The organism is Roseburia sp. AF42-8 (genome assembly GCF_003435965.1).
Lineage (GTDB): Bacteria > Bacillota > Clostridia > Lachnospirales > Lachnospiraceae > Roseburia_C > Roseburia_C amylophila.
Map to the genome: position 1 here is coordinate 93,359 of NZ_QTVB01000005.1, position 23,095 is coordinate 116,453.

20 protein-coding genes and 1 riboswitch are annotated in these 23,095 nt (G+C 42.3%); of the genes, 7 read left to right on the forward strand and 13 right to left on the reverse strand.

All coding sequences use genetic code 11. The features are described from left to right. The first annotated feature begins 494 nt into the window (after positions 1 to 494). Complete coding sequence (locus DW059_RS16315) at positions 495 to 1,016, forward strand: MATE family efflux transporter (protein WP_242986084.1); 522 nt, start codon at positions 495 to 497, stop codon at positions 1,014 to 1,016. Next, positions 935 to 1,852: an MATE family efflux transporter gene (locus DW059_RS03675; RefSeq protein ID WP_242986086.1), complete on the forward strand. Its 918-nt coding sequence runs from the start codon at positions 935 to 937 to the stop codon at positions 1,850 to 1,852. Before DW059_RS16315 ends, DW059_RS03675 begins: the two co-directional genes overlap by 82 nt. Positions 1,853 to 1,963: 111 nt before the next feature. Here DW059_RS03675 and nrdD read toward each other — a convergent pair whose 3' ends face one another. The 7 genes from nrdD to DW059_RS03700 all read right to left on the reverse strand — a co-directional run bounded on the left by nrdD (position 1,964) and on the right by DW059_RS03700 (position 9,980). Then, on the reverse strand, positions 1,964 to 4,126 hold the full coding sequence (gene nrdD / locus DW059_RS03680; protein WP_117697777.1) for an anaerobic ribonucleoside-triphosphate reductase: 2,163 nt from the start codon (positions 4,124 to 4,126) through the stop codon (positions 1,964 to 1,966). 94 nt (positions 4,127 to 4,220) lie between these two features. Continuing rightward, the gene (locus DW059_RS16320; protein WP_242986087.1) at positions 4,221 to 4,736 is read right to left on the reverse strand and encodes an alpha-1,6-glucosidase domain-containing protein; all 516 of its coding nucleotides are present in this window, start codon (positions 4,734 to 4,736) and stop codon (positions 4,221 to 4,223) included. A 140-nt stretch (positions 4,737 to 4,876) separates the two neighbouring features. Further along, entirely contained in the window at positions 4,877 to 5,155 is a 279-nt protein-coding gene (locus DW059_RS16325; protein WP_242986088.1) for a hypothetical protein, read from the reverse strand. A 71-nt stretch (positions 5,156 to 5,226) separates the two neighbouring features. Continuing rightward, on the reverse strand, positions 5,227 to 6,141 hold the full coding sequence (locus DW059_RS16330; protein WP_242986089.1) for an alpha-amylase family glycosyl hydrolase: 915 nt from the start codon (positions 6,139 to 6,141) through the stop codon (positions 5,227 to 5,229). 106 nt (positions 6,142 to 6,247) lie between these two features. Next, a riboswitch (cyclic di-GMP riboswitch) is annotated at positions 6,248 to 6,323 on the reverse strand. Between the two features lie 88 nt (positions 6,324 to 6,411). Continuing rightward, the gene (locus tag DW059_RS03690; RefSeq protein ID WP_117697779.1) at positions 6,412 to 7,881 is read right to left on the reverse strand and encodes a UDP-N-acetylmuramoyl-L-alanyl-D-glutamate--2,6-diaminopimelate ligase; all 1,470 of its coding nucleotides are present in this window, start codon (positions 7,879 to 7,881) and stop codon (positions 6,412 to 6,414) included. A 17-nt stretch (positions 7,882 to 7,898) separates the two neighbouring features. Beyond that, complete coding sequence (gene dapF / locus DW059_RS03695; RefSeq protein WP_022243023.1) at positions 7,899 to 8,759, reverse strand: diaminopimelate epimerase; 861 nt, start codon at positions 8,757 to 8,759, stop codon at positions 7,899 to 7,901. 36 nt (positions 8,760 to 8,795) lie between these two features. After that, positions 8,796 to 9,980: a trans-sulfuration enzyme family protein gene (locus DW059_RS03700; protein WP_117697846.1), complete on the reverse strand. Its 1,185-nt coding sequence runs from the start codon at positions 9,978 to 9,980 to the stop codon at positions 8,796 to 8,798. Positions 9,981 to 10,189: 209 nt separating this feature from the next. On the opposite strand from DW059_RS03700, the gene DW059_RS03705 reads away from it, so the two are divergent. The 3 genes from DW059_RS03705 (at position 10,190) to DW059_RS03715 (ending at position 13,913) form a co-directional block, all read left to right on the forward strand. Beyond that, positions 10,190 to 11,023 (forward strand): AraC family transcriptional regulator, encoded by an 834-nt coding sequence (locus DW059_RS03705; protein WP_117697781.1) that lies wholly within the window; start codon positions 10,190 to 10,192, stop codon positions 11,021 to 11,023. A gap of 225 nt (positions 11,024 to 11,248) precedes the next feature. Beyond that, entirely contained in the window at positions 11,249 to 12,412 is a 1,164-nt protein-coding gene (locus tag DW059_RS03710; protein WP_117697783.1) for an SLC13 family permease, read from the forward strand. 640 nt (positions 12,413 to 13,052) lie between these two features. Further along, on the forward strand, positions 13,053 to 13,913 hold the full coding sequence (locus DW059_RS03715) for a class I SAM-dependent methyltransferase (RefSeq protein WP_117697784.1): 861 nt from the start codon (positions 13,053 to 13,055) through the stop codon (positions 13,911 to 13,913). Between the two features lie 70 nt (positions 13,914 to 13,983). Here the strand turns inward: DW059_RS03715 and DW059_RS03720 are convergent, their stop codons facing one another. After that, a complete protein-coding gene (locus DW059_RS03720; RefSeq protein WP_117697786.1) occupies positions 13,984 to 14,280 on the reverse strand; it encodes a hypothetical protein in 297 nt (98 codons plus the stop codon). Between the two features lie 214 nt (positions 14,281 to 14,494). Here DW059_RS03720 and DW059_RS03725 point away from each other — a divergent pair, with 214 nt between their 5' ends. After that, positions 14,495 to 15,325, forward strand: a complete 831-nt coding sequence (locus DW059_RS03725) for a substrate-binding periplasmic protein (RefSeq protein ID WP_117697788.1) — start codon at positions 14,495 to 14,497, stop codon at positions 15,323 to 15,325. Beyond that, entirely contained in the window at positions 15,312 to 17,504 is a 2,193-nt protein-coding gene (locus tag DW059_RS03730; protein ID WP_117697790.1) for an ATP-binding protein, read from the forward strand. Before DW059_RS03725 ends, DW059_RS03730 begins: the two co-directional genes overlap by 14 nt. Positions 17,505 to 17,600: 96 nt before the next feature. Here DW059_RS03730 and DW059_RS03735 read toward each other — a convergent pair whose 3' ends face one another. The 5 genes from DW059_RS03735 to DW059_RS03755 all read right to left on the reverse strand — a co-directional run bounded on the left by DW059_RS03735 (position 17,601) and on the right by DW059_RS03755 (position 23,055). Next, positions 17,601 to 19,622 carry an FtsX-like permease family protein gene (locus DW059_RS03735; RefSeq protein WP_117697792.1) on the reverse strand — a complete coding sequence of 674 codons (2,022 nt, stop codon included), beginning with the start codon at positions 19,620 to 19,622 and terminating at the stop codon, positions 17,601 to 17,603. Next, positions 19,615 to 20,382 (reverse strand): ABC transporter ATP-binding protein, encoded by a 768-nt coding sequence (locus DW059_RS03740; protein ID WP_117697794.1) that lies wholly within the window; start codon positions 20,380 to 20,382, stop codon positions 19,615 to 19,617. Before DW059_RS03740 ends, DW059_RS03735 begins: the two co-directional genes overlap by 8 nt. A gap of 256 nt (positions 20,383 to 20,638) precedes the next feature. Then, positions 20,639 to 21,244 carry a helix-turn-helix domain-containing protein gene (locus tag DW059_RS03745; RefSeq protein WP_117697796.1) on the reverse strand — a complete coding sequence of 202 codons (606 nt, stop codon included), beginning with the start codon at positions 21,242 to 21,244 and terminating at the stop codon, positions 20,639 to 20,641. Positions 21,245 to 21,403: 159 nt separating this feature from the next. Further along, entirely contained in the window at positions 21,404 to 22,387 is a 984-nt protein-coding gene (locus tag DW059_RS03750; protein WP_117697798.1) for a sensor histidine kinase, read from the reverse strand. Further along, positions 22,384 to 23,055 carry a response regulator transcription factor gene (locus DW059_RS03755; protein ID WP_117697800.1) on the reverse strand — a complete coding sequence of 224 codons (672 nt, stop codon included), beginning with the start codon at positions 23,053 to 23,055 and terminating at the stop codon, positions 22,384 to 22,386. Before DW059_RS03755 ends, DW059_RS03750 begins: the two co-directional genes overlap by 4 nt. Positions 23,056 to 23,095 lie beyond the last annotated feature (40 nt).

The window sequence follows — 23,095 nt, forward strand, 5'->3', positions numbered from 1 at the left end:
GGATAAATCTTCTGTTTCCTTTTAAATAGGAAATATTGTAATTCCATCCCCCGCATTTTTCTTTTTGCTATTCCGCCTGTCTTTCCAATGTTTGATAAGACACTTGGGCTGTTCGCCGAAATACGGACGCCTTTTGAAATCTGCCTAGGGGCACTTGGAATTTCGTCTGCAACCGGCAACACTGGCACATGGATGTGCCAGTGAGGTGTATCTGAACATGGATGTGAATATACACCGGTTGCCAGACGAAAGTAGAATCCCATCGAAATTCTTAGTGCCCCTTGCAGATTTCAGGCGGCATCCGTAATCGACGGACAGCACAAGCGTCTTTTATCAAAGCAAACGGAAAGACAGCCGGCAATCAGGAAAAATGCGAAGCAGGAATTACATAATATTTCCTATTAAGAAAAAGAAACAAAAGATTTATTTCTCAAAATATTTTAGAATCTTTTTCTTTCGCGATTGCCAATACATCTAATATACGAGGGATTTAAATGATGGAAAAGAAGAAAAACTCCATTGATATGACTCATGGATCTTTATGGAATAAAATTTTGATTTTTGCTCTGCCGCTGGCTGCCAGCAGTATCTTACAGCAGCTTTTTAACTCTGTTGATACCGCTGTTGTCGGCAACTTTGCCAGCAGCCAGGCTTTAGCTGCCGTGGGAAGTAACAGTTCCCTGATTGCTTTGATGATTAACCTTTTTATCGGTATCTCACTGGGTTCGAATGTTATTATTTCCCGATATATCGGTCAGGGTGTCCACAAGAATATCAAAGCTGCCATTCATACTGCCATTGTTGTAGCTTTGGCAGGCGGCATTTTCCTGCTGGTTTTGGGACAATTTATTGCAAGACCGGTTCTGGTTCTGATGGGCACACCGGATGATGTCATTGACCTTGCAGTCTTATACCTCGGATTTACTTCCTTGGCATGCCATTTATTCTGTTATATGACTTCTGCTCCTCGATTCTCCGGAGTACCGGAGACAGCAGACGACCGCTTTATGCACTGATTGCAGCCGGTGTTATCAATACCGGGCTGAATCTTATTCTGGTCATTGTCTTCCACCTTGGTGTATCCGGTGTTGCTATAGCTACCGTGGTTTCGAATATTGTAAGCTCCGGAATCCTGATTTACATCCTGCTGCATGAGGATAATCCGATTCGTTTAGAGCCAAAGGCACTTGCCATCTCCTGGCATGAATTAAAGAAGATTCTTGTCATCGGTGTTCCTGCCGGATTGCAGGGTATGGTCTTTTCTATTGCCAATGTCTGCATCCAGAGTACCATTAACAGCTTCGGCTCTGATGCTGTCGCCGGTTCTGCCGCAGCGTTAAACTTTGAATATTTTTCCTATTTTGTGGTAAATGCTTTTGCCCAGACTACTGTTACTTTCACCAGCCAGAATTACGGTGCCGGTGAATATGACCGCTGCAAAAAGGTATTCCGCTTAAATATGATATTTTCCCTTTTCTTCTGTGGACTCCTTTCCAGCGTCTTCATCTTAGGACGGGGCTTCTTCCTGCACCTTTACAGCAACGACCCGGAGGTACTTACCTTTGCCGTCCAGCGTCTGTTAATAGCAACAACTTTGGAGCTTTTGACTTCTACCTATGAAATCAGCGGAGGTGCCATGCGTGGGCTGGGACATTCCCTGTCGCCTGCACTGATTACCGTTTTCGGTTCCTGTGTCCTACGGCTCATCTGGGTATCTACCGTCTGCCGGTATTTCCATGAGTTCTGGGTAGTTATGGTTATCTATCCGATTTCCTGGGTGCTGACCGGAAGCATGATGCTTCTTGCCTATTACCTGCTGCGCAGGAAGTTATTCCGAAAAAGCGCACTATAAAAAATCCCGGAAGCAGATGATTCCTTCTTCCAAAGAATGAATCTTTCTGTTTCCGGGGTATTTTTATGGAGCCAACTTTAACGTACTCCTTTTTCTTTTTCTAAATTTTCTTTACAAATGTAACACACGGTCTTTGATTTCCTGGGTTCTTCCCTGATTCCAGAACTGGGTTCCGATATAACCACAGGTACGTCTTGCCACATTCATCTTATCCTGGTCACGGTTACCGCAGCTTGGGCATTCCCACACCAGCTTGCCGTATTTGTCTGTCACAATTTTAATCTCGCCATTGTAACCACATTCCATACAATAATCACTCTTGGTATTCAGTTCTGCATACATAATATGGTCATAAATATAACGGATGACAGACAGTACCGCCTCAATATTATCCTGCATATCCGGCACTTCCACATAGCTGATTGCGCCGCCCGGGGAAAGCTCCTGGAACTTTGCTTCAAAACCAAGCTTCTTGAATGCGTCAATGTGCTCTGTTACATGGACATGATAGCTGTTAGTAATATAACTCTTATCCGTAACGCCCGGAATAATTCCGAAACGCTTCTGTAAACATTTTGCAAATTTATAGGTCGTAGACTCAAGCGGTGTCCCATATACACTGAAAGCAATATTTGTCTCTGTCTTCCACTTATCGCAGGCATCATTTAAATGCTGCATCACTGCCAGTGCAAATGGTGTTGCTTCCGGATTAGTATGGGATTTACCAGTCATATAACGGGTACATTCACACAATCCTGCATAGCCTAAAGAAATAGTGGAATAGCCGCCATATAAAAGCTTGTCTATGGTCTCGCCCTTCTTAAGACGGGCCAGTGCACCATACTGCCAGAGAATCGGCGCCACATCAGAAGGCGTTCCCTTCAGACGGTTATGTCTTGCCATCAACGCACGATAGCATAATTCCAGACGCTCATCAAAAATTTCCCAGAAACGGGTCATATCTCCGCCGGAGGAACATGCAATATCCACCAGATTCAGTGTTACGACACCCTGATTGAACCGTCCGTAATATTTCGGCTTTCCTTCTTCATCTTTGTATACACTTAAGAAAGAACGGCAGCCCATACATGGATAGCAGTTGCCCTCTTTCAGCTGTTTCATGATTTTTTCTGAAATATAATCCGGTACCAGACGCTTTGCGGTACATTTTGCAGCCAGCTCTGTCAGATAATAATACTTGGAATCCGGCTCAACATTGTCTTCTTCCAACACGTAAATCAGTTTTGGAAATGCCGGTGTAATGTAGATGCCCTGCTCATTTTTCACACCAAGAATTCTCTGCTTCAAGACTTCTTCAATGATAGCTGCCAGGTCATCCCTTACCTGTCCTTCCGGTACTTCATCAATATACATAAATACGGTTACAAACGGTGCCTGTCCATTGGTTGTCATCAATGTGATCACCTGATACTGAATCATCTGGACACCACGTTTGATTTCATCTTTGACACGAATCTCAGCAACTTTATTAATCTGCTCTTCTACTAACTCCAGTCCTGCTGCTGTAAATTCAGCCTCTACCTGACGACGGAATTTCTGACGGCTCACATTGACAAATGGTGCTAAATGTGCCAGTGAAATACTCTGTCCCCCATACTGTGAGCTTGCAATCTGGGCAATGCTCTGGGTTGCAATATTGCAGGCAGTCTCAAAGCTCTTTGGCTTATCAATCATGGTCTCACTGATTACGGTTCCATTCTGCAGCATATCCTCCAAATTAACCAGACAGCAGTTATGCATATGCTGTGCAAAATAATCGGAATCGTGGAAATGTATAACTCCCTGCTCATGGGCTTCTACAATATCCTGTGGCAGGAGGAAGCGCTTGGTAATATCCTTGCTGACTTCTCCTGCCATATAATCACGCTGCACACTGCTTACAGTTGGATTCTTGTTGCTGTTTTCCTGCTTTACTTCCTCATTCTTGCAGGCAAGCAGTGTCAGAATCTGGTCGTCGGTAGAATTGGTCTTCCTTACCAGAGCACGTTTATAGCGGTAGGTGATATAATTTCTAGCTACCGTATACGCACGCTGATTCATAATCAGGTTCTCCACCAGATCCTGAATCTCTTCTACGGTTAATGCACGGTTCATGGTATTACATGCCTTCTCCACATTTTCACCAATGGCATTAATCTGTGCCTCTGTCATACGCTCGCTGTCTACCACACTTTCATTGGCTTTACACACAGCCGCTAAAATCTTCTCTTTATCAAATATAACTTCCGTCCCGCTTCTCTTAATGATTTTCATATTCGCACCCCTATTCAAAATAATTCATTTTCAACGCGTATACTATATATTGTATCAGATTAAATTATCTTTTCAAGGTATTGTGCCAAATTGTTTATTCTTTTTCTAATACAAGAGCGGAAAGCGGCTCTACATCGGCCTTTTCGGAAATAATTTTTTTGCCGTCTGCACCTGCCGTTTTGTCATCCACCAGAATTTTCCATTTTCCTTCCGGCAAATTATACAAAATCTCTTCATCATTTCCGTTGAATATTACCAAAATGTTTTCCGGTGTATCATCTGCACCTTTTCCCTTTAAAAGATATGCCACAACATTTTCCGGTGTATCTGATAAGAAGCAGAGATTCTGTGTCATTTCCGCTTCACTCTGCATACGGAAAACCGGATGGGCTTTCCGCAGTTCCATCAAGCCCTTATAGTATGCTATCATATCCGGATATTCATGTATATTATCCCACTTGATGCTGTTTACCTCATCCGGCATATTATAGCTGTTTTCTGCAAAACCTTTTTTCTCCGGCAGCGGTTTGCTGCGGAGGAATTCTTCACCTGCCTGGATAAAAGGCACGCCCTGGGAAGTAAATACAATGGCTGCGCACAACCGGTTCATGGCTTTCTTCTTTTCTTCCGATGCCTCCGGGCAGGAGACGGATAATTTATCCCACAGGGTATAGTTATCATGACAGGAGACATAATTAATACTCTGTCCCGGCTCTTTCGCCCACGGCTTACTGCCATAGGCATCATAATCTACCTGTGGATGTGCGACTGCTCCTGTAATGCCATAGCGTAATGCATTTTCCAGATGGGTGCCGCCATTAACGAAGCCAGATGATCATCATAGAATACGCTTCCTTTTATGGTATCACGGATGTCATCATTGAACATGCCGATTCCCGGCATCTTTTTCGCACTGGCTTTAAATGCACGTTTCTCCTCTGCCAGAGAAGATGGGCCACCGTTCCAGCCTTCCCCATAAAGATAAATATCCGGACGGATTTCTTTTAAACGCTCTGCAATAACATTCATTGTATCAATATCCAGAACTCCCATCAAATCAAAGCGGAATCCATCGATATGATATTCCTTTGCCCAGTAAATCAGGGATCTACGATTAATTTCTGCACCATCGGACGGTCACTGGCCACTTCATTGCCACAGCCGGATCCGTCAGTATATCCGGTCTCATCACTTCTATAATAATAGCCCGGCACAATCTTCTGAAGGTTGGAATCATCCCTTCGATAGGTATGATTAAAGACCACATCCATAATCACTCCGATTCCTCTGCTGTGCAATGCCAGCACCATCTGTTTCATTTCCTGAATCCGCACTGTTCCATCATATGGGCTGACTGCATAAGAACCTTCCGGAACATTATAATTATCCGGATCATATCCCCAGTTATACTGTGCTTTCTGATTTTTCTCATCTACGGTCTCAAAATCAAATGCCGGAAGAATCTGTACATGTGTCACACCAAGGCCACTGATATAATCAAGTGCGGTTGCTTCTCCAAAATGATTTGTAGTATTGGCTTCCGTCAGGCCTAAGAACTTTCCATTATGGAACACACCACTGGATTCATCCATGGTAAAATCCCTTACACTGCCTTCATAAATCACTGCATCTACAATCTGCTCCGGATTCCGGTATTCATCCAGTTCAAATCCCTGCGGATTGGTCTTTGCAAGATCAATTACCATTCCACGCTGCCCGTTAACACCCGCTGATCGTGTATATGGATCAACTGCTTCCTGCTCTTCTCCGTGATTTACTACTGTATAGGTATAGTAGATTCCATTACAATCTCCCTGTTTTTCAAAAACGTAAGTACCGTTTACTGACTTCTTCATAACATGCTGTTCTATGAGATTATCTCCTTCGCCCTGTTTATAAAGGTTCAGCTTCACAGATTCTGCCTCCGGTGCCCAGACCTTAAATCTTGTCATTTTCGGTGAGTATACCGCTCCTAAATCATTTCCTGTGTATACTTCATAATCAAACTTCTGCATATTTTTTCCTTTCCCTTGTTACCTGCGTACGGCTACAGAAAACACGCTTTGCGCATTCCCGCATAACCGAAAAAAGGAAGCTTCCGCCAATGCACGGATGCTTCCTTCTTGCAACTGGCTGTCATTTCAAAGACCCTATAGCTTTGCGTCACAGGCTTTCACCTGTTTTGCTGATACATAATCTTTATTATAATGGTGGCATAATTATAAGTCAATGACTCCGGTTACTTATTGCAATTCTTATATTTCAGCATAATTCACATATGTGAATTATGAATTTAACTCTTTTTTGATTTCGGCAATGGCTTCTCTTTCATCAAAATGATATTTTACACCTTTAATTTCCTGATAATCTTCATGACCTTTTCCAAGCAGCACTATCATATCACCCTTTTTGGCATTTTCGATACAATATTTGATGGCTGCCTTGCGGTCATCGATTTCGATATATTTTCCGTTGCTCTTTGCAAGGCCAATCTTAATATCGTTGTTGATGTCGCGGATTTCTTCATCTCTTGGATTATCACAGGTCAGCACGCTTAAATCTGCCAGTTCTCCTGTCACTTCCCCCATGTCATAACGGCGCAGCTTGGAACGGTTTCCACCGCCACCATAGACACAGATTAAACGCTTCGGATGATACTCTTTTAATGTGGTAAGCACACTTCTTGTGCTGACTTCATTGTGGGCATAATCAATAATTACCGTAAAATCTTTGGAAACCGGAACTAATTCCACACGGCCTCTGACTTTTACTTTATCCAGTCCACGTAAAATTGCCTCATCGGAAATTCCTGCCAGATGACAGGTCAGCATGGTTACCAGTGAATTGTATACTGAAAAGCTTCCCGGAATATGAACCACTGCATAAACATTCATACAGCCGGTAGTGGTAAAATGCATTCCAATCTGTCCCTCTTCATCCAGATATCCAACAGCTCCCGCCATCAGGTCTGCGTCTTTCTTACAGGAGAAGGTATGAAGCTTACAGGTATGATTTTTGATTATTCCATCTACGTGCTCATCATCTGCATTTACGATTCCCTCTTTGCACTGACGGAATAAGAGACTCTTGCATTCCTGATATTCTTCAAAGCTAGCATGCTCATTTGGTCCGATATGATCCGGTGATAAGTTGGTAAAGATTCCATAATCAAATACAATTCCTGCCACGCGGTGCATCTTAAGTCCCTGGGAGGATACTTCCATTACTACATATTCACAGCCGGCATCTACCATGGCACGGAACATCTTATGTAATTCATAAGATTCCGGTGTGGTATTCTTTGCCGGAAGCTTCTCCTCGCCGATCAGGGCACCGATGGTTCCAATCAGTCCGACTTTCTTACCGGCTTCTTCTAAAACGCTCTTTATCATATAAGTAGTAGTGGTCTTTCCTTTTGTTCCGGTCAGTCCAATGGTGGTAAGCTCTCTGTCCGGGTGTCCAAAGAAAGCAGCCGACATAATTGCCAGGGCATAACGGGCATCTTCTACCTGAAGAACCGTACAGTTCTCCGGAATATCAGTTTCTACTGCATGCTCTACCACAAGGGCAGCAGCACCTTTCTTTACCGCATCTTCAACAAAGTCATGTCCGTCTACAACAGCTCCTACCATACAGACAAATACGGTGTCTTTTTCTACTTTTCTCGAATCATAGATAATATCACTGATTTCTTTCTCCATCTCTCCCTGCAGGCAGGTATAGGTCAATTCTTCACATATTTCTGCTAATTTCATACTTCTCTCCTAATGTATTATTCCGCTGTTCCGATAATGTGGCTTGCATCAATTTCCGATTCAAATACCGTATGGGAAGGTCCGGTCATAAACATATGTCCGCTTTCTTCCTCCCACTCAATATAGAGCGGTCCGCCAATCTGCTCTACCGTTACTTTCCGGTCTAAGCGTCCGGTTAATACGCCGGCTACCACTGCAGTACAGCATCCGGTTCCGCATCCGATAGTCTCTCCGGTTCCTCTTTCCCATTCCCGGATTTTCACATAATCCCTGCGAACAAATTCCACAAAAGTTACATTGGTCTTATTGGTAAAAAGCTCTGTCATATGTTCAATGGTTTTTCCGTATTTTTCTACATCAAGGTCTGCCACGCTGTCTACATACATGGCACAATGCGGGTTGCCCCATGATACTGCCGTAATATGGAAGGTCTTATCCAGTACCTGTACCGGCTGCTCTACAAATTCATCCAGCTTTGTGTTGACCGGAATCACTTTTGCAGACATTCTCGGTGCTCCGATATCTGCTCTGATATTGCTTACCAGACCGTCCGTTACGGTTAAGTTCAGATGCTGCATGCCGCCTAAGGTTTCAATTACAAGGTCTGTCTTATCCGTCAGTCTGTGGTCATATACATATTTCCCTACGCTGCGCAATGCATTTCCACACATCTCGCCCTCTGTTCCATCCGGGTTAAACATCCGCATCCGGAAATCCCCTTTTTCGGACGGACAAATCAATACCATTCCGTCAGAACCAATGGCAAAATGCCGGTCACTTACGAATCTCGCAAGCTCCGGCAGATTGTCAAGATGCTGATGAATGGCATCGATATATACATAATCGTTTCCAAATGCCTGCATCTTTGTAAATTTCATTTATTTTCTCCTTGCTTTCTCTTTCCTTTATTTTTCTTAAGCATTCATTGCCCGGTCTAAATCTGCAATGATATCATCCACATTTTCAATTCCTACTGACATACGAAGGAAACAGTCTGTAATACCAAGCTTCTCTTTTACATCAAGCGGTGTATCCTCATGAGTCTGTGTGGTCGGATATGTGATTAAGGTCTCTGTTCCGCCAAGACTCTCTGCAAACATAATCATATCTACATTTTTAAGAATCTTCTTAACGGTCTCATAGCTGTCTACGGTAAAGGAAATCATTCCGCCAAATCCTGTGGTCTGACGGCAGGTTACTTCGTAATCCTTATGGTCTTCAAAACCAACATAATATACTTTCTTTACCTTCGGCTGTGTACGAAGCCACTCTGCTACCTTCCTGGCATTCTCATTGTGACGGTCCATACGGACTGCAAGGGTCTTGATTCCCCTTAATACCAGCCAGCTGTCTAACGGTGCCAGCTGGCTTCCATGGGATTTGATATGGATGTGAATCTTATCTGCGATTTCTTTGTTATCCTTTACCACTACGATTCCGGAAATGGTGTCATTGTGTCCCCCCAGATATTTTGTTGAACTGTGGGTTACGATGTCAGCTCCCAACTGCAGCGGTTTCTGGAAATATGGTGTTAAAAATGTATTATCTACAACGGTTAATGCTCCGATGGATTTTGCGATTTCAGAAATGGCATGAATGTCTGCCACCTTCATCATCGGATTGGTCGGTGTCTCAACGAAGAACATTTTTGTATTCGGTCGAATAGCTGCCTTTACTTCGTCTAATTCAGACATATCTACATAAGTATGCTCGATTCCATATTTTCCAAATACATCTCCAATGATACGGAAGGTTCCACCATAAATATCATCGGAAAGAATTACATGCTCGCCCGGATTTAACAAGGAAAATACTGCCATATTCGCAGCCTGTCCGGAAGAAAATGCAAATCCCTGGATTCCTCCTTCTAAGATTGCCATGGTTCTTTCCAATTCCTGTCTGGTCGGATTCTCAAGACGGCTATAGGCAAATCCTGTTGTCCGTCCTAATTCCGGATGACGGAAGGTTGCTGCCTGAAAGATTGGCATGCTGACTGCGCCGGTTAATGGTTCCGTTCCTAATGCTCCATGTACTGCTTTGGATTCAAAATGTAAATCCTCTTTTGTACTGTAATCAGTATAGTTGCTGAAGTTTTTCATATTGTTACCGCCTTTCTTCGTCTTAATTACCCACCAGATATTTTCGTTTCCAACAGGACAGCTGCCGGATGACACACTTGTCCTGCTTTTCATATATCAATCATTATACCAACATTTTATTGAAATTGATAGTAAAATAATGCTTTCCTTATTGCAAATCGTGCTTTATACTGTCCATAGACTGATTTTGTATATAGGATGTGATTTTTATGAAAAAATATGAGAAAACCGGATATCTTCATCATGACTTTAAGATATTTCACCTGACTGACCACGAAATGTCTGCCTACGACTTTCATTATCATGATTTTCACAAACTGCTCTTTTTCCTAAGCGGCAATGTCACCTATTGTATTGAAGGAAAATCCTACCAGCTTACCCCGGGGGATCTGGTTCTGGTTCGTTCCGGTGAAGTCCACCGTCCAATCATTCATGACACCACACCCTATGAGCGGATGATTATTTATGTTTCCCCGGATTTTACAGTTACATCATCCGATAAGACTATTTTCTTAAACCAGTGCTTTCTTCCGGACGCTGCCATGCCGTCCAATGTCCTGCATTTATCCGGCATGAAGGACCGGAGGCTCTTAGATACCATGACCGAGCTTGTCCACTCATTTTCCGTGGACGGCTTTGCCAATGAGCTTTACCAGAATACGCTTTTCTTAGAATTTATGATTCACTTAAACCGGGCTGCCTTATCCGGCACCCTGCAATATGAAGATTCCTTTCAGGCAAACGAAAAGATTCTGTCGGTTCTTACCTATATGAATGAACATCTGACAGAAGATATTACGGTGGATTCTTTAGCAGAGCACTTTTTTACCAGCCGCTATTATCTGATGCACTCTTTTAAGGAGCAGACCGGGTATACCATCGGAAATTATCTTTCCACGAAACGGCTTCTCTTTGCCAGGGATTTAATCAGCTCCGGCACTGCAGTAACCGATGCCTGCTTTGCCTGCGGCTTTCACAATTATTCTACTTTTCTTCGTGCCTATAAAAAGCAGTTTGGGAAATCCCCGCGGGAAATGATTTAGGTTCTGCGAAAGAATAACATTTTAACAGAAATTTCTTTGCTATTTGAAGTAGGTGTGTTTATGTGCGTCAAAATACCAGTAGTTCTTAATATTATGTTTTGCTTGTCTGCAAGCAGTCTTTCCGTTGCTTTGACATAAGATACTTTACATAGCGAAGAAATTATTAGCAAAATGTTATTATCTTTCGCAACTGCCTAAGATATGATTTCATAGAAGGAGACCTGTATGTTTACAAAAGTGAAAGATTTTTTCAAAAAAGAAACCGTCTGCTGCATTGCTTTCCTGCTGGCAGTTGTATCCATGTTTTTTATTCCACCATCCGTAAATTACTTTTCTTATATTGATTTCCGGGTACTGGCTCTTTTATTCTCCCTGATGGCTGTGATAAGGGGGTTTTCTTCGATTGGCGTCTTTACCAGACTTGGAACCCTGCTCCTTCATAAGGTGCATTCCCTGCGGACACTGGCAGCCCTTTTTGTCTTTCTCTGCTTCTTTTTCAGTATACTGATTACCAACGATGTTGCCCTGATCACTTTTGTGCCTTTTACAATTCTGGTGCTGTCGATGGCTGACCAGCGACAGGCATTGATTCCAGTTATCGTTCTTGAAACCATTGCCGCCAATCTCGGCAGTATGCTGACTCCCCTTGGCAATCCGCAGAATCTCTATCTGTATACAATTTCCGGTCTGTCTCTATGGGATTTTATCCGGATCATGCTGCCCTATTCCGCTGTATCCGCCCTGCTGCTCATCCTTTTCCTGCTGGTTCTTCCAAAAGTCTCTTTCCAGGCAGACAATTTTTCTGCAGTCCAAACGGAATCTTCCGCCTGTTCCACTGATAAGCCAGCCTCTTCCCGCAGTCACAGGAATCCCCGGATTCTGTTTGCCGCTTATTGCATTCTTTTTCTGATATGCCTTCTGACGGTACTGCACATTCTGCCATTTCAGATAATGCTGCTTATCGTTTTCTTTGGTTTTCTTATTCTTGATTACCATGTGTTAAAAGATGTGGATTATTTTCTGCTGCTTACCTTTCTTTGCTTCTTCATCTTTATCGGAAATATGAAGCAGATTTCCCTAGTACACGAACTGATTTCAAAGCTTTTGGTCCACCATGAAGTTCTGATGGGTATTGGTGCCAGCCAGATTATCAGTAACGTGCCTGCTGCCATCCTGCTTTCCGGCTTCACCGATGATTATTCTGCCCTGCTGATTGGGGTAAATCTCGGCGGCCTTGGTACTCTTATTGCTTCCCTGGCAAGCCTTATTTCCTTTAAATTCTATGCCAATAGTAATGGAAGCGATACAAGGCGGTTTCTTGGGATTTTCACCCTCTACAATGTGATTTTTCTTGGAGTCCTCTTTATTCTTTCACTTATTCTCTGCTGATTTTCACAGGCAGTTGTGAAAAAGATAGAACTTTTACCCGAATCATATTTCACTGATTCGCAGGGGATTTTCTTTCGCTACGAAATACCACAGTTCTAAAATGCATGTTTTTCTTTAGATGATTAAAACAGTCTTTCCAATGTTTGTCAGAATAACTGCACTGTCCACCGAAGTACAGATGCCTGATAAGGGCTGTTAGGGGCACTTGGAATTTCGTCTGGCAACATGCAACGCTGGTACAGGGATGTACCAGTGAGGCACATTTGAACATGGACGTGAATTTGTGCCGGTTGCCAGAAGAAAGTATAATTATGCCGAAATTCCCTGTGCCCCTTGCAGGCTTTATGCGGCATCTGTTCTCGACGGACAGTACAGCTATTCAGTCAAAGCAACCGGAAAGACAGTTTATCAGCAAGAAAAACACGCATTCTAAGAACTGTTGGCATTTCATATCGGATAAAGAAAATCCCCTGTGAATCAGTGAAATACGATTGCGGTAATCTATTCCCTTTTCACAACTGCCTGTGATTTTTAAACAGGAATAAGTTGACGGAACATTTTCCCCCTTATATAATAAGATGCAGATGTCTTAAGACAAAACAGAAAATATTTGATACCAGAAAATATTGGAGGAAATGCTATGTGGCTTGCAGATAACTGGAAAGATTATGAAGTAATAGACTGTTCAAAAGGTGAGAAATTAGAGCGTTGGGGTGACTATATCCTGGTACGTCCAGACCCACAGGTTATCTGGGATACGCCACGGAAAGAAAAAGGATGGCACAAAATGAATGCCCATTATCACCGTAGTAAGAAAGGTGGCGGCGAATGGGAATTCTTTGACCTGCCACAGCAGTGGAGCATCCACTACCACAGTCTTACTTTCCAGTTAAAGCCTTTCAGCTTCAAGCACACCGGTCTTTTCCCGGAGCAGGCTGCTAACTGGGACTGGTTCTCTGAACTTATTAAAAAAGCAGGAAGACCAGTTAAAGTCTTAAATCTTTTTGCCTATACCGGTGGTGCTACGATTGCTGCCGCAGCAGCAGGTGCATCCGTTACCCATGTAGACGCTTCCAAAGGTATGGTTACCTGGGCCAAGGAAAATGCTGCTTCTTCCGGTCTTGCAGATGCACCAATCCGCTGGATTGTAGATGACTGTGTCAAATTCGTGGAACGTGAAATCCGCCGTGGCAACCACTACGATGCTATTATTATGGACCCTCCATCCTATGGCAGAGGTCCGAAAGGAGAAATCTGGAAAATCGAAGAATCTATCCATCCGCTGGTCAAACTCTGTGCCCAGCTTCTGGTGGACAGACCTTTGTTCTTCCTGATTAATTCCTATACTACCGGCTTACAGCCAGCTGTCCTCTCTTACCTTATCGGAACAGAACTAAAACGTTTCCCTGGCAAAGTCACAGCCGACGAAATCGGTCTTCCGGTCAGTTCCAACGGACTTACACTTCCTTGTGGGGCTTCCGGACGGTTCGAGGGAATTTAAACTTAATATCAAAAAGGCATGACGTTAATCCGTCATGCCTCTTCATCCCTATCCTTTTCGAATCTTCTCATTAATAATCTTCATGTCCAATAAACTTGCACTTAGCAATATATCCACCACACCAGATGGCTCCTGCCACTGTTACGGACAACAGACACTTGAATACCGCCAGTGCGATGATTCCAATTGTAAGATTTCCTGCAAAGTATGCAGAAACCACCCCCTGTATCGGTTTACATAACATAAGCCAGCCTCCCACATAAAGGGCTAGCAGCGTTCCGATGACAGAACAGAGTGTTCCGATCATCAGTCTCAGTGTTTTATGGCTAATCTGTGTTTCCTCTGCCTGTTTTGTAACTTCTTTCATCCTAATTTCCCTCTTCTCTAACATATCCCTTAGCATTTCTACTTGTTTAAACTTTTCAGATAAAAATTTGCATTTCTATATCAAATATACAATTTTTTGTCGAAAGTTCAAGTGATTTTCTATTGCAATCTGTTGTAATCTGTTGTATCTGCGTCTTTCTTACTTTATAATAGTAACACAGTAAAAAGATTTTTTTCAGGGGTGACTCTATTATATGAATGGTTCGAAAAAACTACAACAGCTATTGGCTGTTCTCTGTATTTTTACAATTTTATTATGCAGCTGTAGAAAAGCAGAAAATACTCTTTCCACAAAACAGGAAAATTCGCTGCCAACTATTGTAATCGGCAGTGACAATTATCCGCCTTTTAATTATAGCGGAACAGATGGCAGACCAACCGGCATTGATGTGGAACTTGCCACGGAAGCCTTCCACAGAATGGGCTATCAGGCTGAATTTGTCACCATCGACTGGGAAAATAAAAAAGCTCTTCTGCAGGATGGCAGTATCGACTGTGCATGGGGCTGCTTTAGCATGGACGGACGAATGGATGAATACAAATGGGCGGGACCTTATATGATCAGCCAGCAGGTGGTTGCAGTCAGTCCGGACAGCAATATTTACACACTGCAGGATCTTGCCGGTAAAAACATCGCCGTTCAGGCTACCACGAAACCGGAAGATATTTTTCTCAACCAGACCGACCCCGACATTCCAAAAATTAACGGGCTTTTCGCCATGCAGAATCGTGAGCTGATTTACCCAATGTTAAGCAAAGGTTATGTGGATGCGGTTGCTGCCCATGAAACTTCTATTTTACAATATATGTCTGATTATCATGTGGAATACCGCATTCTGGATAAACCGCTTCTTACTGTCGGACTGGGTGTGGCTTTCTCTCTTGATGATACCAGCGGGCTTAACGAAAAACTGTCTGATACTTTAGAGGAAATGCAAAAAGATGGAACCTCTGAGAAAATCATCGGAAAATACTTAGCACATCCAAGTACTTATCTGGAGGTAGAAAATTATGAAGTCAAATAAGAACAAACCCTTTAGACTGCGTTTTTTCTGGCCTTTTTCAATATTTCTTGGCATCCTGTTCTTCCTTCTGGTATTTTTTACTTCCGCAAACGATGATATCGAATCCACAGAAGAACACCTTGCAGATACGGTTAATTATTTGAAGAAACAATGCTCCACCTACAGCAATTTAAATTTAGCCTCCGAAACCAAGAGCCTGATGCGTATTATTGAATGCTGTCAGCAGGCTGCCCACAATATTTCTACGGATAACTGTCTGCATGGCACAACATCCATGGAAAAAGCTTCCATGGAAGAATTTACAAAAGAGTTTTATATTACCGGCATTATTTTTCTGGATGAAACCGGAACTGTAACCTCTGAATATTGTACTGATTCCATTGGCAGTGCCGGCCTAACCGATACGCTGAAAAAAGAAGTTCTTCTGGATGTTGCCATACATCCGGAAAAAACATACTCTTCCAGAATCAACTGTGAAGATGGCTCTTATATCGACCTGGCAGCGGTAGGACGTACCGATACCTCTGGTATTATTGTAACTTATTACCATACACCACTTGATTATATTGAAAGTTACAGTATCTCTTTTCAGAATTTGCTGTCCGGCTACAGTATCAGCCGTAACAGCACCATTGTCATTACCAGTGGTGATAAAGTGATTGCCTCAAATGAAGAAAAACTCGAAGGAACAGATATTAATGATATTGAAGTACTACAGAATATAAACAAAAAAGCGGTAAGTGGACAGATGGTTCATGTTCATAATACAGTCTCCTCACCAAAGCATGTCTTTGGTATGTTAGATCAGGGACAGAATTATTATATCTACATCTATCTGCCTGAGCATGCAGTTTTTGAAACGACTCCGCGAAAAGTATTTTATTATATGTTTAGTTATATCTGCCTTCTTCTGATTTTCCAGATGCTGCGCTGGAAGACTGACCAGAGCTACCAGAAAGCCCAGTTGAAGAAGGATAAACTCTATCAGGAATCACTAAAGGAGGCTGCCCAAAAGGCAGAAAGTGCCAACCTTGCCAAGACTGAATTTTTGCAGCGGATGAGTCACGATATCCGGACGCCGATTAACGGAATCCGTGGTATGGTGGAAATTGCCGGACATTATAAAGATAACCCTGTCAAACAGCAGGAATGTCTCGAAAAAATCCAGGAGTCTTCTGGTCTGCTGTTAGAACTTGTAAATGAAGTTCTTGATATGGGAAAACTGGAATCAGGCGAAATTGTCTTAGAATCCCGCCCGTTCCATGTTCTACACCTGGTCAATGATATCACCACCATCATAGAAAAGCAGGCTGCGGAACGTGGCATCGAAATTATTTCCGGAGTTCCTTCTGTCCAGCATCCCTGTCTCATCGGAAGTCCTATTCATATCAAGCGGCTTCTTATGAATATTGTAAGCAATGCAGTAAAATATAATAAGGAAAATGGAAAAGTCATTCTAAGTTGTCATGAAGTACGTTTCACGGAAGATACTGCCTGGATTGAATTTACCTGCTCTGATACCGGAATCGGCATGAGCAAAGAATTTCAGGAGCATTTATTTGAACCTTTTACTCAGGAAAACCATAATGCCCGTTCTACTTACAACGGTACCGGACTTGGCATGGCAATTGTAAAGAATCTTTTGGATAAAATGGGCGGAACCATTGATTTTTCCAGCGAAAAGGATATTGGCACCACTTACCGGATTACGATTCCTTTTTGTATCGACCATAATGCCGCTTCCACTTCTGAAGCGGAAACTTCCGCTGAAGAAATCTCTCTTTCCGGCTATCATATTCTTCTGGCAGAAGATAATTCTCTTAATCTTGAGATTGCGGAATTTATTCTGACGGATGCTGGTGCAACGGTTACTGAAGCCCACAATGGAAAGGAAGCCCTGACCTTATTTGAAGCCTCCTCTCCGCAGGAATACGATCTGATTCTGATGGATGTCATGATGCCAGTTATGGATGGCTACCAGGCTACGAAAGCCATCCGTTCCCTGGACCGTGCAGATGCCGCAACCATTCCGATTCTTGCCATGACTGCCAATGCTTTTGCAGAAGACCGGCAGAAGACTTTTTCTGCAGGAATGAATGAACATCTCACCAAACCGCTGGATACAGAACTTCTTTTAAAAACAATTGCTAAATACACACCTCGGAAGAAGCTCCTATGACGCCATAGTGCAGCGGGAACTTTCTCTTCTTTGCCAGACAACCGTAAGAAACTGCCGGCAGCAGATTCTTACGGTTATTTGATATTATTAGAGTCTCTACCCAATCTGATGCCCAACAATTCGATAATAGGTTCTTGAGGTCATCTTGTATACCAGAAGATAAATAACTGTAAATACTGCAATCGTACCAAGGAGACAGTACGCAAACAGTCTTCCATTATTCAGATTCATCACTGCCAGTATCATCCGGATCATTGGAAACGCTGCCAGCACATGTAGCGCAGCGGTAACAATCGGTAGTAAAAATACCATCCGGATCTGTGCACTGATTGTTTTCTTTACCTCTTCATTGCTCATTCCTACTTTTTCCATAATGGCAAAGCGCTCTTTATCCTCATATCCTTCCGAAATCTGCTTATAAAAAATAATAAGTACGGTAATCATCAAAAACAGGATTCCAAGGAAAATGCCAAGGAACAGAAAGCCACCATACATCTGCCGGAAGGAATCTTCATTTTCTGCCCTGTTTTCTATCATAATATAATATTTACCGTCATGCCCTTCCTCCATTCCGGATGCACCAATTGCCGCAGATACTGCATTTCCACAGGCAATTTTTTCTTCCTTGTTTCCATCGATGTCGATATACAGAGAATAATAATAGCTGCTGGCATTTTTCCCATAAATTTCTTTCTGTGCTTCATACAACGGTGCCATATCTTCTATATTGTTTACTACCATATAATAGACCTGATTATCCATCCAATGTCCATTTTCAGAAGAAAAATGCTGTTTCTGTAAAATAGGATAAGTATAATCTCCAACCGTAATCGTATCTTTATCATAGCCATCACTGGTTACCAACACCACTTCGTGATCCGAAAGCTCCGGAACCCTTACATTATAAGCTTCCTCATAATCTTCCCTTGTAATCATGCGGAGCATAATAATATCAGAACTATAATCGCCCTCATCATCATGTTTTCGAATTACAAGATTTCCATCTTCTGATATGCAGGAAAATGTCAGCGTCATCATGCCCTGTTCTTCTTTTATACTGCGGTTCTCCTGCTGGATGGTGCGGTTCACTAACTCCCGCAACGTATCACCTTCTGTAATCGGATTTTCACTGATAATGGATACTCCGATATCTCCCTGATAACGGGTTGCCAGTTCATCATCCAGTCCGGCATACATACTTACCGTTGAAGAAATTACCACCAGTACCATCGTGGATAAAATACAGATGCTTGCCAGTCCTGCTGCATTCTGTTTCATCCGGTAAATAAGACCAGAGACTGCCACAAAATGTTTCTTTTTATAATAATAACTTTTTCTCTTTCTTAAGAACTTAAGCACTGCAATGCTGCCTGCCATAAATATAAAATAGGTTCCGATAATTACAAGTATTACCGCTACAAAGAACAGAAGCACTGCAGTTACCGGATTATCTACTGTAATTGCCATATAGTAGCCTGCTGCAAGTGTTACAATTCCAACTATTGCCATCAGCTTTTTCGTCTTCGGCTCCCGCTCGCCCTGGCTGCTTCCATGCAGCAATTCCACCGGTTTGGCAAGCTGTATCTGAAACAGATTATATATAAAGGTCAGCATAAAAATACCGGAAAACAAAAGGATGGTACTTACAACGCCACTTTCTGATACATAAAAAACAATTTCTGCATGGTATCCAATCATGGCGTACAATAACATACACATCAGTTTACTGAAAGCAATTCCTGCAACAAGTCCGCCACCGATGGCAACCACTGCCGAAAAAAACGTCTCCAGAAAAATTACTTTTGCCAGATGCCTTTTCTCCATTCCAAGAATGTTATAAATACCAAGCTCCTTTTTTCTCCGTTTCATAATAAAGCTGTTGGTGTAAAACAGGAATATCACAGAGAAAAATCCAATGATAACTGCACCCAGTCCCAGCACAAACTTTACATCCACGGCACCAAATGGCAGTTCGTCCAGTCCCGGATTGTAATTCAGATACAACATGGTATAAAAGAATGCCACCGTCAGTATTCCGGTCAACAGATACGGCAGATAAAACTGTCTGTTGTGCTTTATGTTATTTACTGCCAGTTTTCCATATAACCTCTTATTCATCTTTCTCACCACCTGTCGTAAGCATCATAAGTGTATCGGAAATCTTTGCATACAATTCTTCACTGCTTAAATTGCCACGGTAAATCTGGTGGAATACTTCTCCATCCTTAATAAATAATACCCTTCTTGCATGGCTGGCAGCTTTGGTACTATGCGTTACCATAAGAATGGTCTGTCCCCGCTCATTAATCTTATTAAATAATGTCAATAAATCTTCCGTCGCTTTGGAGTCCAATGCTCCGGTAGGCTCATCTGCCAGTACCAGTTCCGGTTTGATTATCAAGGCTCTTGCTACCGCCGCACGCTGTTTCTGTCCGCCAGATACTTCATAAGGATATTTTCCCAGAATATCAAGAATTCCAAGCTGCGCTGCAATCGGTGTTATGCGCCGCTCCATCTCTTTATAATCCACACCGGATAACACCAGCGGAAGAACGATATTATCTTTTAACGAAAAATTATCCAAAAGATTAAAGTCCTGAAATACAAATCCAAGATTTTCTCTCCGGAATGCGGAAATCTCTTTTTCCCGGATATCCACAATGTTCTTGCCATTTAATATGACCTGTCCACCGGTCGGCTTATCCAGTGCTGCCAGAATGTTTAAAAGCGTGGTCTTTCCGGAACCGGATTCTCCCATGATTGCTACATATTCCCCTTCTTCCACAGAAAAGTTAAGACTTTTTAATGCCTCTACCTGATTTCCACCCAGACGGGTTGTATAAACTTTTTTCAGATTATTTACTTCTAAAATTGCCATTGTTTTCTCCTCACTTTATTGCTCTGTCATCTTTTCCATTATCATAGCAAAAAAGGAAAATGTCAGCCATGGATTCTGCTTACATTTTCCCTTTATCTCTTACATTTTTGTAAGATTGAAATTATATTTTCTAGCTTTTTTATTGTACCATAATTATATTCCACATTTTTCAGGTGATAAATTTGCTAATATTTACATTTTTCAGGACATAATTTTGTATATCACTTATCTCTACTTCACATGCTGTGCATCCATCTTATTTTGTCAACACTTTTCTGCAATACTTACGTGCACCACATCGTGGACAGGTCAGTTTTCTTTTTCGGATAGTATGTGGTCCCATAATATAATCCTTCATCTCTGGCACAAATCTGCCATGACATTCCGGACATTCATACGCTCCTGCATCACGGTCAAGAACGCAGGCAATCGCAATACCCATTATAATTACTGCCGTACCTAACATAATTAAAAGAATCCTCAACCAGTTTTCCATTACAAGAGCTCCTGACACCACAAATAATGGTGTTGCTGCAACAATTACTAACATTGCCACCATTGCTGATAAAATTATTTTTTTCTTACTTTCCTGTGCTTCTTTTACTAAATTCACCATATTTTCTTCCGCCTTTCTACGATAATCTTCTTCAGAAACTCTTTCTCCGGATAAAAGCTCATTTACAGTAATATCCAGTTCCCCACACAAAGGTAATAGCAACGACACCTCCGGAAAACCATTTCCACATTCCCACTTAGAAATCGTTTTATCACTAATTCCTAATTTCTCAGATAACTGCTTCTGGGTATAACCCTTTCTTTTTCTTTCTTCTGCAATAAATTTTCCAATTATTATCTGATCCATCTGCTTTCCTCCTTTCTGCTTTGATTATCTGGTAATTTCATTTTAAGTACACCCACGGGACGTAGAAAATGGTGAATTTATGCGGATTCCACGCTCCGTAGATACTGTTTTAAGAAAACTTTAACTTACTTTTGAAAAAAAAAATGGAAGCTTCCCCTCCTACCGTATTTCAAGATGTACCTTCGTTCCCACTCCAATCTCCGACTCAATCGTAATTTCATGGGACAGCTTGCGCATAATTTTCCGGCAGAGATACAGTCCGATTCCTGTGGAGTGCTTATCTGCATGACCGTTATAACCGGTATAGCCTTTTTCAAAAATCCTTGGCAAATCCTCCGGTGCGATACCGATTCCGGTATCTTCGATAACCAGCTCTTTTGTCTCTTGCTCCGATTCTTCCTCTAAATAAACAGAAATGGTTCCACCGGCAGTATATTTAATGGCATTGGATAAAATCTGTTCGATTACAAATTCCAGCCATTTTTCATCGGTCAGTACCTGCGTGTCAATGGAACTTAATTCCATTTTAATTTTCTTTCGCACAAACAGTCTGGCATACTTGTGGATTGCCTCCCGTACTACTTTATCCAGCGCAACTTCCCCGATTACAAAATCTGTGGTTTTCGCTGATATTCTGGTAAACTGCAATGCCATTTCCACATACTGTTCAATGGAGAAAAGCTCTTCCCACATTTCCTGGCTCCGCTCATCCTCTTCCTCTGCCAGCAGCAGGCGCAGTGCCGCAATCGGCGTCTTAATCTGGTGCACCCACATGGTAAAATATTCTGCCTGCTCCACCTGCCCGTTTTCCAGCTCATTAATCTGCTGCTGCAGGGTGATATATAAAGAGCGAAGCAATTCCTGATAATCCGTTTCCATCTGTCCCCGTGGCAATGACAGCTTATCCATTGTCACTGCAATTTCAGAAGTCTGCTTTTCTAACTTCTTATGATGCAGATAACGCCTTGTAAAGTCTATGATTACTACCAGCAAAAACAGGAAGAAGCACAAAAATGCCGCATATCCCCATTGTGCCAGCGGCACCTGCTCGAATCCGATTACAAAGCACAGGATTCCAAAGCAGGCAAGCACTAACAACAGCCATTTCAGATTTTCCTTCAGATAATTTTTGACAAATCTCATTTCAGCCGATACCCGATTCCCTTCTTTGTAAGAATAAAATCCTCCAGACCTGCATCTGAAAGCTTCTTCCTAAGGCGGTTTACATTTACGGAAAGTGTATTCTCATCCACAAAGCAGTCACTTTCCCAGAGCTTTGTCATCAGCGTATCTCTTGAGACTACCTTTTCCTTATTTTCCATCAGTGTCTTTAGAATCCGCAGTTCATTCCTGGTAAGTTCCACTTTCTTATCCTGATAGGTAAGGACTGCTTCCGCCACCTGAAGCATCACTCCGTGATAGGTCAGTATTTCGCCGCCTTCCGTAAAATCATAAGTACGCCGCAGCATCGCCTGTACCTTTACCGTTAGGACACTTAAGTCAAAAGGCTTTGCAATAAAATCATCCGCTCCCATATTCACAGCCATGACAATATTCATATTGTCCGCAGCTGAAGAGAGAAAGATAATCGGTACCTTGGAAATTTTGCGGATTTCACTGCACCAGTAATATCCATTGTAAAAAGGAAGTCCGATGTCCATCAGCACAAGCTGCGGTGCAAACTCCGCAAATTCTTTTGTAACTGCTGAAAAATCTTTTGTGCACTGCACTTCATATTCCCAGTTTTCTAAATGTTTTTTAATACTTCTGGCTATAATTACATCATCTTCCACAAGATAAATCCGGTACATCTTCCCCCTGCCTTTCCGCTTTTCCCATACCCTTCACTTT

Bases quoted from the DNA above. Each gene is read 5' to 3' on its own strand.
- DW059_RS16315 (WP_242986084.1), top strand. From the start codon at position 495: ATGATGGAAAAGAAGAAAAACTCCATTGATATGACTCATGGATCTTTA.
- DW059_RS03675 (WP_242986086.1), top strand. From the start codon at position 935: ATGCCATTTATTCTGTTATATGACTTCTGCTCCTCGATTCTCCGGAGT.
- nrdD (WP_117697777.1), bottom strand. From the start codon at position 4,126: ATGAAAATCATTAAGAGAAGCGGGACGGAAGTTATATTTGATAAAGAG.
- DW059_RS16320 (WP_242986087.1), bottom strand. From the start codon at position 4,736: ATGAACCGGTTGTGCGCAGCCATTGTATTTACTTCCCAGGGCGTGCCT.
- DW059_RS16325 (WP_242986088.1), bottom strand. From the start codon at position 5,155: ATGAATGTTATTGCAGAGCGTTTAAAAGAAATCCGTCCGGATATTTAT.
- DW059_RS16330 (WP_242986089.1), bottom strand. From the start codon at position 6,141: ATGCAGAAGTTTGATTATGAAGTATACACAGGAAATGATTTAGGAGCG.
- DW059_RS03690 (WP_117697779.1), bottom strand. From the start codon at position 7,881: ATGAAATTAGCAGAAATATGTGAAGAATTGACCTATACCTGCCTGCAG.
- dapF (WP_022243023.1), bottom strand. From the start codon at position 8,759: ATGAAATTTACAAAGATGCAGGCATTTGGAAACGATTATGTATATATC.
- DW059_RS03700 (WP_117697846.1), bottom strand. From the start codon at position 9,980: ATGAAAAACTTCAGCAACTATACTGATTACAGTACAAAAGAGGATTTA.
- DW059_RS03705 (WP_117697781.1), top strand. From the start codon at position 10,190: ATGAAAAAATATGAGAAAACCGGATATCTTCATCATGACTTTAAGATA.
- DW059_RS03710 (WP_117697783.1), top strand. From the start codon at position 11,249: ATGTTTACAAAAGTGAAAGATTTTTTCAAAAAAGAAACCGTCTGCTGC.
- DW059_RS03715 (WP_117697784.1), top strand. From the start codon at position 13,053: ATGTGGCTTGCAGATAACTGGAAAGATTATGAAGTAATAGACTGTTCA.
- DW059_RS03720 (WP_117697786.1), bottom strand. From the start codon at position 14,280: ATGAAAGAAGTTACAAAACAGGCAGAGGAAACACAGATTAGCCATAAA.
- DW059_RS03725 (WP_117697788.1), top strand. From the start codon at position 14,495: ATGAATGGTTCGAAAAAACTACAACAGCTATTGGCTGTTCTCTGTATT.
- DW059_RS03730 (WP_117697790.1), top strand. From the start codon at position 15,312: ATGAAGTCAAATAAGAACAAACCCTTTAGACTGCGTTTTTTCTGGCCT.
- DW059_RS03735 (WP_117697792.1), bottom strand. From the start codon at position 19,622: ATGAATAAGAGGTTATATGGAAAACTGGCAGTAAATAACATAAAGCAC.
- DW059_RS03740 (WP_117697794.1), bottom strand. From the start codon at position 20,382: ATGGCAATTTTAGAAGTAAATAATCTGAAAAAAGTTTATACAACCCGT.
- DW059_RS03745 (WP_117697796.1), bottom strand. From the start codon at position 21,244: ATGGATCAGATAATAATTGGAAAATTTATTGCAGAAGAAAGAAAAAGA.
- DW059_RS03750 (WP_117697798.1), bottom strand. From the start codon at position 22,387: ATGAGATTTGTCAAAAATTATCTGAAGGAAAATCTGAAATGGCTGTTG.
- DW059_RS03755 (WP_117697800.1), bottom strand. From the start codon at position 23,055: ATGTACCGGATTTATCTTGTGGAAGATGATGTAATTATAGCCAGAAGT.